13 protein-coding genes are annotated in these 15,197 nt (G+C 67.6%); 10 read left to right on the plus strand and 3 right to left on the minus strand.

Going from position 1 to position 15,197, the window contains the following annotated elements:
- The first annotated feature begins 264 nt into the window (after positions 1-264).
- The 8 genes from ybaL to serA all read left to right on the plus strand — a co-directional run bounded on the left by ybaL (position 265) and on the right by serA (position 9,785).
- Entirely contained in the window at positions 265-2,103 is a 1,839-nt protein-coding gene (gene ybaL, locus ACE3QW_RS12305) for a YbaL family putative K(+) efflux transporter (protein ID WP_374251695.1), read from the plus strand.
- A 113-nt stretch (positions 2,104-2,216) separates the two neighbouring features.
- Complete coding sequence (locus ACE3QW_RS12310) at positions 2,217-3,143, plus strand: metal ABC transporter substrate-binding protein (RefSeq protein ID WP_347881293.1); 927 nt, start codon at positions 2,217-2,219, stop codon at positions 3,141-3,143.
- Complete coding sequence (locus tag ACE3QW_RS12315; protein ID WP_374251696.1) at positions 3,140-4,036, plus strand: manganese/iron ABC transporter ATP-binding protein; 897 nt, start codon at positions 3,140-3,142, stop codon at positions 4,034-4,036. Before ACE3QW_RS12310 ends, ACE3QW_RS12315 begins: the two co-directional genes overlap by 4 nt.
- Positions 4,037-4,259: 223 nt before the next feature.
- Positions 4,260-5,120, plus strand: a complete 861-nt coding sequence (locus ACE3QW_RS12320) for a metal ABC transporter permease (RefSeq protein ID WP_374251697.1) — start codon at positions 4,260-4,262, stop codon at positions 5,118-5,120.
- The gene (locus ACE3QW_RS12325) at positions 5,117-5,953 is read left to right on the plus strand and encodes a metal ABC transporter permease (protein WP_374251698.1); all 837 of its coding nucleotides are present in this window, start codon (positions 5,117-5,119) and stop codon (positions 5,951-5,953) included. The genes ACE3QW_RS12320 and ACE3QW_RS12325 overlap by 4 nt, the downstream gene beginning before the upstream one ends.
- Complete coding sequence (locus ACE3QW_RS12330) at positions 5,950-6,291, plus strand: hypothetical protein (protein ID WP_374251699.1); 342 nt, start codon at positions 5,950-5,952, stop codon at positions 6,289-6,291. Before ACE3QW_RS12325 ends, ACE3QW_RS12330 begins: the two co-directional genes overlap by 4 nt.
- Positions 6,292-6,809: 518 nt before the next feature.
- Complete coding sequence (locus ACE3QW_RS12335; RefSeq protein ID WP_374251700.1) at positions 6,810-7,985, plus strand: phosphoserine transaminase; 1,176 nt, start codon at positions 6,810-6,812, stop codon at positions 7,983-7,985.
- A 213-nt stretch (positions 7,986-8,198) separates the two neighbouring features.
- The gene (serA, locus tag ACE3QW_RS12340; RefSeq protein WP_250165062.1) at positions 8,199-9,785 is read left to right on the plus strand and encodes a phosphoglycerate dehydrogenase; all 1,587 of its coding nucleotides are present in this window, start codon (positions 8,199-8,201) and stop codon (positions 9,783-9,785) included.
- Positions 9,786-9,865: 80 nt separating this feature from the next.
- Here the strand turns inward: serA and ACE3QW_RS12345 are convergent, their stop codons facing one another.
- Both ACE3QW_RS12345 and ACE3QW_RS12350 read right to left on the minus strand, forming a co-directional pair.
- A complete protein-coding gene (locus ACE3QW_RS12345) occupies positions 9,866-10,858 on the minus strand; it encodes a TerC family protein (RefSeq protein ID WP_374251701.1) in 993 nt (330 codons plus the stop codon).
- 255 nt (positions 10,859-11,113) lie between these two features.
- Positions 11,114-11,347 (minus strand): YdcH family protein, encoded by a 234-nt coding sequence (locus ACE3QW_RS12350; protein WP_024277194.1) that lies wholly within the window; start codon positions 11,345-11,347, stop codon positions 11,114-11,116.
- Positions 11,348-11,445: 98 nt separating this feature from the next.
- On the opposite strand from ACE3QW_RS12350, the gene ACE3QW_RS12355 reads away from it, so the two are divergent.
- Entirely contained in the window at positions 11,446-12,366 is a 921-nt protein-coding gene (locus ACE3QW_RS12355; RefSeq protein WP_029556808.1) for a hydrogen peroxide-inducible genes activator, read from the plus strand.
- A gap of 139 nt (positions 12,367-12,505) precedes the next feature.
- Here ACE3QW_RS12355 and ACE3QW_RS12360 read toward each other — a convergent pair whose 3' ends face one another.
- Positions 12,506-13,945, minus strand: coding sequence for a methyl-accepting chemotaxis protein (locus ACE3QW_RS12360; RefSeq protein WP_374251702.1), 1,440 nt, complete (start codon positions 13,943-13,945; stop codon positions 12,506-12,508).
- A gap of 529 nt (positions 13,946-14,474) precedes the next feature.
- Between ACE3QW_RS12360 and ACE3QW_RS12365 the strand changes: the two genes are divergently transcribed.
- Positions 14,475-15,125, plus strand: a complete 651-nt coding sequence (locus ACE3QW_RS12365) for a L,D-transpeptidase (protein WP_250165058.1) — start codon at positions 14,475-14,477, stop codon at positions 15,123-15,125.
- Positions 15,126-15,197 lie beyond the last annotated feature (72 nt).

Consider the following 15,197-nt stretch of genomic DNA (forward strand, 5'->3'; position numbering starts at 1 on the left):
CTTCGGGACCTGTGTCCCGCTCGGTCAATAAAGGGGTTGGGGCGTCTTAGAGGACAGGGCCGGTGACGGCAAGGTCGCTGGCCGGGAAGGGCCGGCAACCAGCGAAAAACCTGCCGCTCCGTTACCTCTGCCATGACAGCGCCGTGTTCTGCGCGCATCATGAAGTCGGGTCGCGGCAGCCGTCGCACTGGCCCTCATCCCAGACCTGTCGTCATGCTGCGCCCTAAGGCGTGTGGCGGCGCCATTGCAGCATGGAGGACACGCTTGCCCCACGACACGCCGCTCATTGCGACCCTCGTCGGGGCCTTCGTCCTCGCCTTCGTGCTCGGTGCCATCGCGCAGCGCCTCAAGCTGTCGCCGCTGGTGGGCTATCTCCTCGCCGGCGTGCTCGTGGGGCCGTTCACCCCCGGCTTCGTGGCCGACGAGCATCTGGCGCTGGAGCTGGCGGAGATCGGCGTCATCCTTCTCATGTTCGGCGTCGGCCTGCACTTTTCCTTGTCCGATCTCCTCTCGGTGAAAGCCATCGCCATCCCCGGCGCCATCGTGCAGATCACGGCGGCGACCGTCATGGGCATGGGGCTCGCCTGGGCTCTGGGATGGAATCTCGGCGCCGGCCTCGTCTTCGGCATCGCTCTGTCCGTCGCCTCCACCGTCGTGCTTTTGCGCGCCTTGCAGGAGCGGCGGATGGTGGAGAGCGAGCAGGGGCGCATCGCGGTGGGCTGGCTCATCGTCGAGGACCTCGCCATGGTCCTCGCGCTGGTGCTGCTGCCCGCTTTGTCCGGCGCGCTCGGCGGCCGGACCGTCACCACCGGCACCATCGACTGGCTGGGCCTCGGCGGCGATGTCTGGACCACCCTCGCCGTCACGCTGGTGAAGGTCGCCGGCTTCGTGGTGCTGATGCTGGTGGTGGGCCGCCGCGTCATTCCCTGGATCATGCACTGGGTGGCGCACATCGGCTCGCGCGAGCTGTTCCGCCTGGCGGTGCTGGCCATCGCGCTGGGCGTGGCGTTCGGCTCGGCCAAGCTGTTCGGCGTCTCGTTCGCGCTCGGCGCCTTCTTCGCCGGCATGGTGCTGAGCGAGAGCCCCCTCTCCCACCGCGCCGCCGAGGAGACGCTGCCCCTGCGCGACGCCTTCGCCGTGCTGTTCTTCGTCTCGGTGGGCATGCTGGTGGACCCCTCCATCGTGGTGAAGAGCCCGGTCTCGCTGCTGGTGACGGTGCTGATCGTGCTCGTCGGCAAGTCGCTCGCCGCCTTCCTCATCGTGCGGGCGTTCGGCTACGGCAATTCAACGGCGCTCACCATCTCGGCCTCGCTGGCGCAGATCGGCGAATTCTCCTTCATCCTCGTGGCGCTGGGCGTGGACCTGCAATTGCTGCCAGCCGAGGGACGCGACCTGATCCTCGCCGCGGCGATCATCTCCATCCTCGCCAACCCCTTCTTCTTCCTGGTGCTGGACCGCTACCGCGCGCGCCATGCGCCGCTGCGGCCCGAGAAGGCGGCCGCGCCGGCGCCGAAGCCCGTTCCGGAGTTGCCGGCGACCGCACTCTCCAACCACACCGTGCTCGTCGGCTACGGCCGGGTGGGCCGCCTCGTCGCCGACGGGCTGAAGGCGGCGGGCACGCCCTTCCTCGTCATCGAGGACCAGGGCGACCGGCTGGAGGAGCTGAAGCGCCTGGACATCGAAGCGGTGAACGCCAACGCCGCCTCCGCGCCCGCCATCGCGGCGGCCAATGTCGCCGGGGCGCGCCGCATCATCCTCGCCATCCCGGACGGGTTCGAGGCGAGCAACGTGCTGAAGAAGGCACGCCAGCTCAATCCCGCCATCGAGATCGTCGCCCGCGCCCATTCGGATGCGGAGGTGGAGCACCTGCGCCAGAGCGGGGCCAACTTCATCATCATGGGCGAGCGGGAGGTGGCGCGCGGCATGCTGGCGCACGTGCTGGAGACCTCCCAGAACGACATCGCCGGCGCGGCCGCCGCAGAGCAGGCGGTGGAAGGCGGAAACCGGGCCGGTCCCTCGGTTTCCACGGACACCGCGGGCCCTGTTGACGCTGGGCCCGGTCTTGCGGAGCCGGCGGCCGCGGCGCAGAAAGAGACGCTGTAGCTCGACCTTTATTGCGAATAAGTTGCAATTGCAGGAAGGGTGCGGTAATTTTTGCGAATTGATCGCAACTAAGGCGGCCGCGCCCGTCACGACCGCCGGACCGGAGCATTCCCGTGCCCGACGCCTTTGTCCTGTCCCGCCGGCATTTTCCGGCGCTCGCCCTCGCCGCCGCGGCGGCCTTCTTCGTCTCGAACCCCGCCCGCGCGGCCGCGCCGTTCAAGGTGGTCACCACCTTCACCGTCATCGCCGACATGGCGAAGAACGTGGCGGGCGACGCCGCCCAGGTGGAGAGCATCACCAAGCCCGGCGCCGAGATCCATAATTACCAGCCCACCCCCGGCGACCTCATCAAGGCGCAGGGCGCGAACCTGATCCTGTGGAACGGGCTGAACCTGGAACTGTGGTTCGAGAAATTCTTCTCGCGCCTCAAGAACGTGCCGAGCGTGGTGGTGTCACAGGGCGTCGAGCCCATGGGCATCACGGACGGCCCCTACAGCGGCAAGCCGAACCCCCACGCCTGGATGTCACCCTCCGCCGCGCTGATCTACGTGGACAACATCCGCGACGCGCTGGTGAAGTACGATCCGGCCAACGCCGCGACCTACACGGCCAATGCCGCCGCCTATAAGGCGAAGATCACCGCCGCCATCGACCCCATCCGCGCCGAGCTGGAGAAGGTGCCGGCCGAGCAGCGCTGGCTCGTCACCAGCGAGGGCGCCTTCTCCTACCTCGCCCGCGACTTCGGGTTGAAGCCGCTCTATCTCTGGCCCATCAACGCCGACCAGCAGGGCACGCCCCAGCAGGTGCGCCGCGTGGTGGACCTGATGCGGAAGGACCACATCCCGGTCATCTTCTCGGAAAGCACCATCTCCGCCGAGCCGGCCAAGCAGGTGGCGCGGGAGACCGGCGCGCGCTACGGCGGCGTGCTTTATGTGGACTCCCTCTCCGACCCCTCCGGCCCGGTGCCCACCTATCTCGACCTCCTGAAGGTGACGAGCGGCACCATCGCCGCCGGGCTGACCGGGAGCGCCAAGCCATGAACGCCCCCCTTTCGCGCCAGAACCTCGCCGAGGCCGGCGCCGGCATCCTGGTGGAGCACGTCACCGTCACCTATCGCAACGGGCACACCGCCCTGCGCGATGCGAGCTTCGCCATTCCCACCGGCACCATCACCGCTCTGGTGGGGGTCAACGGCTCGGGCAAGTCCACCCTGTTCAAGACCATCATGGGCTTCCTCAAGGCGGCGCGGGGCGAGGTGCGCATTCTCGGCATGAGCGTGCCCGAGGCGCTGAAGCGCAACGTGGTCGCCTATGTGCCGCAGGCCGAGGAGGTGGACTGGACCTTCCCCGTGCTGGTCGAGGACGTGGTGATGATGGGCCGCTACGGCCACATGAATTTCCTGCGCATGCCCGGCACCGCCGACCGCGCGGCGGTGGAGGCGGCGCTCTCCCGCGTCAACATGCTGGATTTCCGCAAGCGCCAGATCGGCGAGCTCTCCGGCGGGCAGCGGAAGCGCGTCTTCCTCGCCCGCGCGCTGGCGCAGGACGCCCGCGTGATCCTGCTCGACGAGCCCTTCACCGGCGTGGACGTGAAGACCGAGGACGCCATCATCGGCCTCCTGCGCGCCCTGCGCGACGAGGGGCGGGTGATGCTGGTCTCCACCCACAATCTCGGCTCGGTGCCGGAGTTCTGCGATCGCACCGTGCTGGTGAAGGGCACCGTGCTCGCCTACGGCCTCACCTCCGAGGTGTTCACACAAGCCAACCTCGAAAAGGCCTTCGGCGGCGTGCTGCGCCATTTCGTGCTGGACGAGACCCACGCCGCCACCCCAGGCACGCTGGGCGTGCTCACCGACGACGAGCGCCCCCTAGTCCTCTACAAGGACCGCCCCGCCCAGAGCGGCACGGCGGGATCGAGCGAGGGGATCGGGTGATGGGCGCACCCGGAACCGTCCTCGCGCCCCGGACAAGCGACCGCGCAGCGGGAGCGCTGAGCCGGGGCCCAGCGCAAGACTCCTGCGCAGCAGTCCCAATCCAGCGGCATTCGCCACAAGGCGCCTTCGGCACGTTCTTGCGCTGGATCCCGGCTCTCCCTCCGCGCCGCTCACGCGCCGCTGCGGTCGGCCGGGATACGGGCCGGCGCCGGGGGGCAACGCCATGACCCTCCTCCTCGAACCCTTCACCTATTCCTACATGGTCAACGCCATGTGGGTGTCGGCGCTGGTGGGTGCCGTGTGCGCCTTCCTTTCGGCCTTCCTGATGCTCAAGGGCTGGTCGCTGATCGGCGATGCCCTCTCGCACTCCATCGTGCCGGGCGTCGCGGGGGCCTACATGCTGGGGCTGCCCTTCTCGGTGGGTGCCTTCTTCGCCGGGGCGCTGGCGGCGGGGGCGATGCTGTTTTTGCAGGAGCGGACCAAGCTGAAGGAGGATGCGGTCATCGGTCTCATCTTCACCTCCTTCTTCGGGCTTGGCCTGTTCATGGTCTCGCTGTCGCCGACCTCGGTGAACGTGCAGACCATCGTGCTCGGCAACATCCTCGCCATCTCGCCCGCCGACACGCTGCAACTCGCCATCATCGGCTTCGTCTCGCTCGCTTTGCTGCTCGTGTTCTGGAAGGACCTGATGGTGACCTTCTTCGACGAGAGCCACGCCCGCTCCATCGGCCTGAAACCCACCGCGCTCAAGGTGATGTTCTTCACCCTGCTCGCCGCCTCAACGGTGGCGGCCTTGCAGACGGTGGGGGCCTTCCTCGTCATCGCCATGGTGGTGACGCCGGGCGCCACGGCCTATCTCCTCACCGACCGCTTCCCCCGCCTCATCGCCTTGTCGGTGGCCATCGGCGCGACGACCTGCTTCGTCGGCGCCTATGCCTCCTATTTCCTTGATGGGGCAACGGGCGGCATCATCGTGGTGTTGCAGACGCTGATCTTCCTCCTCGCCTTCGTCTTCGCCCCCAAGCACGGCGTGCTGGCGGCGCGGCGGCAGGCGGCGGAAGCCTTGAGGGAGGGCGCGGCATGAGCCTTCTCGCCCCCTTCCAGTTCGATTTCATGCAGACCGCCCTCGTCATCGCCGCGCTGGTAGCGGTGCCCATGGCGCTGCTCTCCTGCTTCCTGGTGCTGAAGGGCTGGTCGCTGATGGGAGATGCCGTCTCCCATGCGGTGCTGCCGGGCGTGGTGCTGGCCTACATGGCCGGCCTGCCGCTGGCCTTCGGCGCCTTCGTGGCGGGCATGATCTGCGCGCTCGGCACCGGCTATCTCAAGGCCAACAGCCGGGTGAAGGAAGACACGGTGATGGGCGTGGTCTTCTCCGGCATGTTCGGGCTGGGACTGGTGCTCTACACCAAGATCCAGACCGACGTGCACCTCGACCATATCCTCTTCGGCGACATGCTGGGCGTGAGCTGGGGCGACATCGCCGAGAGCGCGATCATCGCCGGGCTCGTGACTCTGGTGCTGCTGGCCAAATGGCGCGATTTGCTGCTGAACGCCTTCGACCCCGCGCAGGCGAAGGCGGTGGGGCTCCACACCGGCCTTTTGCATTACGGCCTCTTGGTGATGCTCTCGCTGACCATCGTCGCGGCGCTGAAAGCCGTGGGCATCATCCTCGCCGTTGCGCTGCTCATTGCGCCGGGGGCCATCGCGTTTCTCGTTACGAAGCGCTTCGGCTGGATGCTCACCGTGTCGGTTCTGGTGGCCGTCTCCTGCTCGCTCGCCGGCGTCTACCTCTCCTTCTTCCTCGACAGCGCCCCGGCGCCGACCATCGTGCTGCTGATGACGGGCGTGTTCATCGCGGCGTTCGTGGGGGTTAGGGTGAAGGCGCGGCGGGTGGAGGCGGCGGAGGGGGCGTCATGATGATCGCCGAACGGGTGCTGATGCTCTTTCAGGACGGCACCGAGGTGGCCGTCCCCGTGCGCATCTTCGCACCGGTGGAAGGTACTGTGGACTGGAGCTGCCGCGCCGAGATTCACTGGCCGGAGGGAGTCGCGGTGAACACTACCTACGGCCTTGATTCCGTGCAGGCGCTCCATCTCACCCTGCAGGCGATCGGCTCCCGCCTCTACATGAGCGACGCCCACAAGGAAGGCCGGCTGCGCTGGGGCGAGCCCGGCTCAGGCTATGGCTTTCCCATCATCAAGATGCTGCGGCACGAGCTGATCGGCGATGATGCGCGGTTTGATGGGAATGATTGAGAACATGGATAGCCGCACCGGAATGATGCGCCATGATACAAGACAGCTTTAATCCATTTTTCTACATCATATTTATAGTCACGCTTTCCACTTATGCCTATATCTCCATTTATTTCATAAATAGGATACGAACAAAAATCCCAGAATGGTCGCGCCAGCATATCATAGCGTTTTTCTTCTCGATGGCAGATACCAGAACGCGGAAGGAAAAAGCTTGGAGGAACGTCGGTGTCCGCGATGAAGCAGCCATTGCGTTCGCAATGAGAATGCAAGTGCGTTGCCTGTTTTTAGGGTTCTTAGGCGCATCGCTGATGTGTCTAGCCACCGCGAGATTTTTCACATGGCAGCATTGGATATAGGTGAACCGGGTCGATGCACCTGCCCCCGAATTCAGCGCCAAGATCAAGCCTTCGGCACCCGTCCCCTCATCGCCCTTGACGCCCCACCCCCTCAGGCGTAACCCCATCCGCGGGACACCTCCCCCCAACGGGAGGCGCCCATCTGTAAGGATGGATTACATGACGACGAATCCTGCTCCGGCCACGCGTCCGGAGAACCCCAATTTTTCCTCCGGCCCCTGCGCCAAGCGTCCCGGCTGGACGCTGGAAGGGCTTTCCGACGCTCCCCTCGGCCGCTCGCACCGCGCCAAGGTTGGCAAGGTGAAGCTGAAGGAAGCCATCGACCTCACCCGTGAGGTGCTGGAAGTCCCAGCCGACTACCGCATCGGCATCGTCCCCGCTTCCGATACCGGCGCCGTGGAAATGGTGCTGTGGTCCGTGCTCGGCGCGCGGCCGGTGGACATGCTGGCCTGGGAAAGCTTCGGCGAGGGCTGGGTGACGGATGTCGTCAAGCAGTTGAAGCTCACCGATGCCCGCGCGCTGACCGCCCCCTACGGCGCGCTGCCGGACCTCAAGAGCGTCGATTTCACCCACGACGTGGTCTTCACCTGGAACGGCACCACCTCCGGCGTCATGGTGCCGGACGCGGACTGGATTCCGGCTGACCGCGAGGGCCTGACCATCTGCGACGCCACCTCGGCGGCGTTCGCGCAGAAGCTCGATTTCGCCAAGCTCGATGTGGTCACCTTCTCCTGGCAGAAGGTGCTCGGCGGCGAGGCGGCCCACGGCATGCTCATCCTCTCCCCCCGCGCGGTGGAGCGGCTGGAGAGCTACAAGCCCGCGTGGCCCCTGCCCAAGATCTTCCGCATGACCAAGGGCGGCAAGCTCATCGAAGGCATCTTCGAGGGCGAGACCATCAACACCCCGTCCATGCTGTGCGTCGAAGACTATCTCGATGCGCTCAAGTGGTCGAAGAACATCGGCGGCCTGTCGGCGCTCCAGGAGCGGTCCAACCGCAACTTCGAGGCCATCGCCCAGTGGGTGCACCGCACCCCGTGGGTGGACTTCCTCGCCACCGATCCGGTGACGCGCTCCAACACCTCGGTGTGCCTGAAGGTGGTGGATGCGGACGTGACCGCGCTTCCCGCCGACGCGCAGGCGGCCTTCGCCAAGGCCATCGCCTCGGGCCTTGAGAAGGGCGGCATCGCCTACGACATTGGCGCCTATCGCGATGCCCCTCCCGGCCTGCGCATCTGGTGTGGAGCGACCGTCGAGCGCGCCGACGTGGAAGCCCTGACCCACTGGCTCGACTGGGCCTTCAACGAGGCGAAGTCCGCGCTGCCGAAGGCGGCGTGATTTCGGCCGCGTGATTTCGATCGGATGACTGCGGCGGCCTGCGCCGCCTCCTGAACATCGTCATGCCCGGGCTTGTCCCGGGCATCCACGTCGAGCCGCCGGCGCCACGGCCGAAGGTGCGCCCGGACCATCCACGTGGATGGCCGGGACAAGCCCGGCCATGACGGCTGCGCGCGCGGTTCGGCTCATCCGCACCATTCCGGAGCCCATCCCATGGCACCCCGCGTTCTCATCTCCGACAAGCTCTCCCCCGCCGCCATCCAGATCTTCAAGGACCGCGGCGTCGAGGTGGATTTCCAGCCCGACCTCGGCAAGGACAAGGACAAGCTGGCCGAGATCATCGGCAATTATGACGGCCTCGCCATCCGCTCGGCCACCAAGGTGACGCCGAAGATCCTGGAGAAGGCCAACCGCCTCAAGGTCATCGGCCGCGCCGGCATCGGCGTGGACAACGTGGACCTGCCGGCCGCGACCGCCAAGGGCGTGATCGTGATGAACACGCCGTTCGGCAATTCCATCACCACCGCCGAGCATGCCATCGCCATGATGTTCGCCCTCGCCCGCGAGATCCCGGCGGCGGACGCCTCCACCCAGGCCGGCAAGTGGGAAAAGAACCGCTTCATGGGCGTCGAGGTGACGGGCAAGACCCTCGGCATCATCGGCTGCGGCAACATCGGCTCCATCGTCGCCGAGCGCGGGGTGGGGCTGAAGATGAAGGTCATCGCCTTCGACCCCTTCCTCTCGCCCGAGCGCGCCCTGGACCTCGGCGTGGAGAAGGTGGAGCTGGACGACCTCCTCGCCCGCGCCGATTTCATCACCCTGCACACGCCCCTCACCGAGAAGACCAAGAACATCCTCTCGGCCGAGAACCTCGCCAAGACCAAGAAGGGCGTGCGCATCATCAACTGCGCCCGCGGCGGACTGGTGGACGAGGAGGCCCTGCGCGCCGCCCTCGACTCGAAGCACGTGGCCGGCGCCGCCTTCGACGTGTTCACCATCGAGCCGGCGGAGACCAACCCGCTGTTCGGCCATCCCAACGTGGTCTGCACACCCCACCTCGGCGCCGCCACCACCGAGGCGCAGGAGAATGTCGCGCTGCAGGTGGCAGAGCAGATGAGCGACTATCTCCTCACCGGCGCCATCTCCAACGCGGTGAACTTCCCCTCCATCACCGCGGAAGAGGCGCCGAAGCTGAAGCCCTTCATCGAGCTGGCGGAAAAGCTCGGCTCGTTCGCCGGCCAGCTCACCGACACCGACATCAAGACCGTGCGCATCATCTATGAGGGCGCGGTGGCGGACCTGAAGGTGAAGGCGCTGACCTCCGCCGCCGTGGCCGGCCTGCTGCGCCCGGCGCTGGCCGACATCAACGTGGTCTCCGCCCCCTCCGTCGCCAAGGAGCGCGGCGTGGTGATCGAGGAGACCACCCGCGCCGCCACCGGCGATTATGAGAGCCTGATCACGGTGACGGTCGTGACGGAGCAGTTCGAGCGCTCCGTCTCCGGCACGGTGTTCGCGGACGGGCATCCGCGCATCGTCAACATCAAGGGCATCAAGGTGGATGCCGAGTTCGCCCCCGCCATGGTCTATGTGACCAACGAGGACAAGCCCGGCTTCATCGGCCGCTTCGCGGGCCTGCTCGGCGATGCCGGCATCAACATCGCCACCTTCGCCCTCGGCCGCGACCATGCGGGCGGCGATGCCATCGCGCTGGTGGCGGTAGATGGCGCGGTGCCCGCCGAGCTGCTCGCCAAGGTGCAGGCCCTGCCGCAGGTGAAGGCGGCCAAAGCCCTCGCGTTCTGAGGGCCCTCGCCTTCTGAGCCTGCCCCCGAAAAAGCAGAAGCCCCGTCCGGCCGGACGGGGCTTCTTTCGTTTCAGGCAGATCACGCCGCGTGCTTCACGTCCGTCCCGCCGCCGGTGCGCCAGAGGGAGAAGAGGATGCCGGCGGCGATCATGGCCACCGTCACGCCCAGCGAGATGGCCGGGTCCACCTTGCCGAAGAAGTGGCTCCAGAAGATCTTGCCGCCGATGAAGACGAGCACGCCGGCGAGCGCATACTTCAGGTGCGAGAAGCGGTGGACCATGGCGGCCAGCGCGAAGTAGAGGGCGCGCAGGCCGAGGATGGCCATGATGTTGGCGGTGAACACGATGTAGGTGTCCGTGGTGATGGCGAAGATCGCCGGCACCGAATCCACCGCGAACACGAAGTCCGCGATATTGATGACCACGAGGGCGAGGAACAGCGGCGTCGCCCACAGCACGGCCTTGCCGGTGACCGGATGGGGCTGGCGCACGAAGAAGCGCTCGCCGTGAAGCTCGGGCGTCACCCGCATGCGCCTGGTGAGGAAGCGCAGCGCCTTGTTCTGCGAGATGTCCGTCTCGCCTTCGCTGGCGAGCAGCATCTTGATGCCGGTGACGACAAGGAACGCGCCGAACAGCAGCAGCACCCAGTCATAGGACTGCACCAGCGCCGCGCCCACGCCGATCATGAGGCCGCGCAGCACCAGCACGGCGATGATGCCCCACACCAGCGCCCGGTATTGATAGGCGCGGGGAATGGCGAAGTAGCTGAAGATCAGCGAGATGACGAAGACGTTGTCGATGGAGAGCGCCTTCTCGATGGCATAGCCGGTGAAGTATTGCATGCCGGCCTGCGGCCCCATGGAGGCCCAGATCCAGCCGCCGAACACGGCCGCAACGGCGATATAGAAGACGGAGAGCCTGAGGCTTTCGGCGATGCCGATTTCCCGCGAGTCGCGGTGCAGCACGCCGAGGTCGAAGGCGAGCAGGGCAAAGACGATGGCGAGGAAGCCGAGCCAGAGCCAGAGCGGCTTGCCGGCGACATCGAGGAAGAGAAGAGCGATCAGCTGGTCCATGGCACGGTCCTGTCAGTGGCCTGCGGCAGCGGCGGCGGCCCGCGAGGGTCGCGGCGCCGGGCAGGAAACCGGATAGGAGGACCGACATGGCGGGCGGGCACGGACCCGGCCTGCCCCGGGCAGCTGGGACAGGCCGGGCCGCATCCGCGCCCGTCAGAGGGGCCCGGACCTCGCGTGTTGAGGGAATGGGGCCGGGCGCCCAAGGGCGCGCGGGAGTTTTGCGCACGGGCTTTAGGCGCGCGGGACGGGTGCCGCCTATCTCGCCGGCTTGAGAGGAATTTCGGCCCACCTCTTGCGGCGGACCACCACGACGCGGGCCATGTCGGCCCCCTCCCGGCGCAGATATTCGATCTGGTCGCGCAGGCGGAGCTTCATCTTCTTCAGCGCGAGCACGCGGGTGCGGTCGGGCTCGGGCCGCGTCTGCTCGGAGGAGATCTCCTCCTCGATCAGGCTGTGGCGCGTCGTCAGCGATTTCATGAACTGGTCCACGACAACCTCCTTTCGATGGGGAAAGGATGGGGCCGGACGCTTGATAGCTCCAATCCATAGTCGCTATATTCATTATAGCTCTGGACTATGAAACCACCATGCCCTTCCGGCCGCGCCATCGCCAGCTCGAATATGTGGTCGCCCTTGCCGAGACCGGGCACTTCGGCGCGGCGGCCAAGCGCTGCCACGTCTCCCAGCCGACCCTCTCGGTACAGGTGGCCCTGCTGGAGGAGCAGCTCGGCACGCCGCTGTTCGACCGCACGCGCGGCCGTGTGATCCCCACCGCCGTCGGCGAGCGGATCATCGCCTCGGCCCGTGCCGTGCTTCAGGCGCTGGACGATATCGTCGCCACCGCCGCCACCGGGGCGGACAATCTCGGCGGGCTGATCCGGCTCGGCGTCGCGCCCACCTTCGGGCCGTATTTCCTGCCCCACCTGCTGCCGGTGCTGCACCGGCGCTACCCCGGCCTCCAGATCTACATCCGCGAGGAGCGCCCCTCGGTGATCGAGCGGGAAGTCACCGCCGGCAATCTCGATTGCGGCCTCGGCCCGCAGCCTTTGTCCGGCTCGGTGCTCACCTTCCGCCGCCTGTGCCGGGAAGCCATCTATCTCGGCGCCGCCAAGGACCATCGCCTCGCGGACGGCGCCAGCGTGGAGATCGCCCAGCTCAAGGGCGAGCGGCTGCTGACCCTCGGGCGCGGCCATCAGCTGTTCGAGAGCGCGCGGGCGCTGGCGGCCGCCTCCGGCGCCCAGGTGCGGGAGGATTACGAGGGCACCAGCCTCGATGCCCTGCGCCAGATGGTCATCATGGGCATGGGCCTGTCGCTCTTCCCCGAGCTTTACGCGCGCTCGGAATTCCGCGTGCAGGACCACATCGCCCTGCTCACGGTGGAAGGCTGGCCGGCGACGCGGGACATGGGCTTCTTCTGGCGCGCGGGCAACAACCGCGCCGCCCATTTCGACCAGCTGGCGCGCGAGAGCGAGGGCACCTGCCGGGAACTCGGCCTCGAACCCGGCTGACGGCGCCCCCCAACGGCGTGCGGCCCACCCGGGGGAAGCGGGCGGGCCGTCACCCCTCGCCCGGGCGGGGGCGGGGCGAGGCGGCGCGCGGCCTGGCGAACGGCCGCGCCTCCGTTTGGGGAGGAGGGATGGGAGCCGATCAGCGGCGCAGCAGGGCCGAGACCTCGCGGCGCAGGCGATCCGCATAGCCCGCCACATGATCGGCAATTGACCGCACGCCCACCGCCGCGCGGCGGATGTCGGACGCGGCATGGGAGACACCGTCGATGCTTTCGCTGACGGCGCGCGAGGTGGACGACTGCTGCGCCATGGCCGCGGACAGCTCCACGAACAGGTCGCCCAGGTTGGAAATGCTGCGGGTGATGTCGGACACCGCCTCGACGGCGACGCCGCCGTCCTGCTGCACCTGCTCCACCTGATGGCGGATGTCCTGCGTCGCCTTGGCGGTCTGGAGCGCCAGCGCCTTCACCTCCTGCGCCACCACGGCGAACCCCTTGCCCGCCTCGCCCACGCGTGCCGCCTCGATGGTGGCGTTGAGGGCGAGCAGATTGGTCTGGGCCGCGATCTTCTCGATCAGGGTGGTGACATTCCCGATGCGGCCGACGCTGGTGGCGAGGCTCTCCACCAGCTCGTTGGTGCGCACGGCGCGCTGGGTCGCTTCCTGCGACATGGTGGTGGCACGCTCGATCTGGTGCGAGATGCCGGTGAACGAGGCCGACATCTCCTGCGCCGCCGTTGACACGGCGGTGGACATCTCCTCAGTCCGCTCGGTGAGCTGGAGCAGTTCGGCGGAGGCCGATTGGCCGGCCTCGGAGGTCTGTGTCATCTCCTGGCCGACCGCGGTCACGCCCTCGGCGGTGGCGACGGCGGCCGTCACCACGTCCCAGGTCAGCATGGGGCCGTCATAGCTGCCATCGGCCTTGAAGATGGCCGAGACACGCAGGTCCAGCGTCTCCGGCCCCACCCGGATGCGCGCGTTGTGCGGCAGGTTCGCCGGATCGGCGAGGAGGCCGCGCTGGTGCGCGGGGTGCTTGTGGAACACGTCGATGGACGTGCCCAGCATCTGGTCGGCCTTGACCTTCAAATGGGAGTCGATGCGTCGCAGGGTGTCGATGCTGGTGCGGTTCAGATAGTCGATGACCAGCGTCTCGCGATCGCAGGTCATGATGTTCACCGGCATGTTCTCCATCATCTGCTGGAGCCGCTGCGTGCGGGCCTCCAGCGCGGCGCGGGGGGTGTCGGCGCGCAGCGTGACCATCACATGAGCGATGACGCCGTGCCGGTCCCGCAGGGCCGAGAGGATCACGGCCAGCGTCTCGCCGGCCACCGCGAGGGTCATCTCGCGCGGCAGGAAACCGGGCTCGGCGATGTGGCGGCCGAGATCCGCCAGCGCCGGATGAAGCGCGCCGAGGGGCATCCCCTGAAGCCCCGCCGGGGATGCGGCGAGGCCCGAGGCGACGGCGTTCAGGAGTTCGGTGGCCGCTGCATTGGCCTGCACCACGGCGAGGCCGCGCCCCTCGCACAGCAGCACACCCCATGGCAGAGCCGCCATCAGCTGCGCCGCAATGCCGGTGGCCACCGTGCCGAATTCCCTGGCTGCCCGATCTCGCCCGGAATGCAGGGGCTCGGGCCTGGCCCGCAGCGCGCTTGCCGTCATGCTGTTCGTCCTGTCCTCGGCGGCGATGCCGCGCCGCTTCAGCGCCACCCTGTGCAGCGCGCGATGCCGGCAAAGGACTAGGCCGCGAGGCTTGCCCGAAGCTGGGGCGCGCCGACTGACGCAGCGTCGCCAACAGGACTTTCACGTTTGTGCGATGCACATGGCGGGCCGGGTGTGGCCCATGCGCCACCCCCCACCGGCGGGAAGATGCTAGATCAGGGAAATGGCTGGGCAGCCCCGCCCAAGGTTGAGCTTCAACCTTCGGGCGTTAACCTTAACGCCACCTTATCCGGCTTCAATGCAACGGAGCGCAGACAGGAAACTGAAGCGCGGCGTCGTGCGTTGTGTGCGTCGTAGGGTCTCGCATCGTCTGAGTGGTCAAAGCATGCCTCGGTTCCTGCCCCGGTTGTTCCCGAAGGTTCTGGTCAAGGCTTCCCGAGCTACGGCCGAAATGGTGAAGGGTGCCGACGTGCCCGTGATCGGCCGCCGCCTGTTCGTCATGGGCGCGCCGCTGGCGCTGGCCGCGTGCGTCACCAATCCGCCGCCGGCTCCGCTGAGCCGCGCGAACATGATGTACGGCCCGGTGGACGGCGAGCCCTTCCCGGTGGACGCGGTGGACCTCTCCGAGGTGGACCCCAAGTGGCTGCGGCAGGAGGTTCCGGCCCCGGCCGGCTACGCGCCCGGCACCATCGTGGTCGATATCAACGAGCGCTTCCTCTACCTCATCGGCCGCAACGGCACGGCGATCCGCTACGGCGTGGGCGTCGGCAAGCAGGGCTATTCGTTCCGCGGCTGGGCCACCATCAAGCGCAAGGAGAAGTGGCCCCACTGGACGCCCACCGCCAACATGGTGCGCCTCCAGCCCGCGCGCTATGGACCTTACCAGGCCGGCCTGCCCGGCGGCGAGACCAATCCCCTCGGCCCGCGCGCGCTCTATCTCTATGACGGCGACCGCGACACCATGTTCCGCATCCACGGCACCATCGAGCCGTGGAGCATCGGCCAGCAGGTGTCCTCGGGCTGCATCCGCCTGCTCAACCAGGACATCATCGACCTCTACGAGCGCGTCCCGCTCGGCACCCGGGTCTATGTGAAGGGCTGAAGCCGCGGCACCTGAACGCCCGACGATTCCCGCCGCCGTCATCGCCCGCCGCCGTCATCGCCCGCCTCGTGC

Origin of the sequence: Xanthobacter sp., assembly GCF_041911315.1 — a bacterium.
Lineage (GTDB): Bacteria > Pseudomonadota > Alphaproteobacteria > Rhizobiales > Xanthobacteraceae > Xanthobacter > Xanthobacter aminoxidans.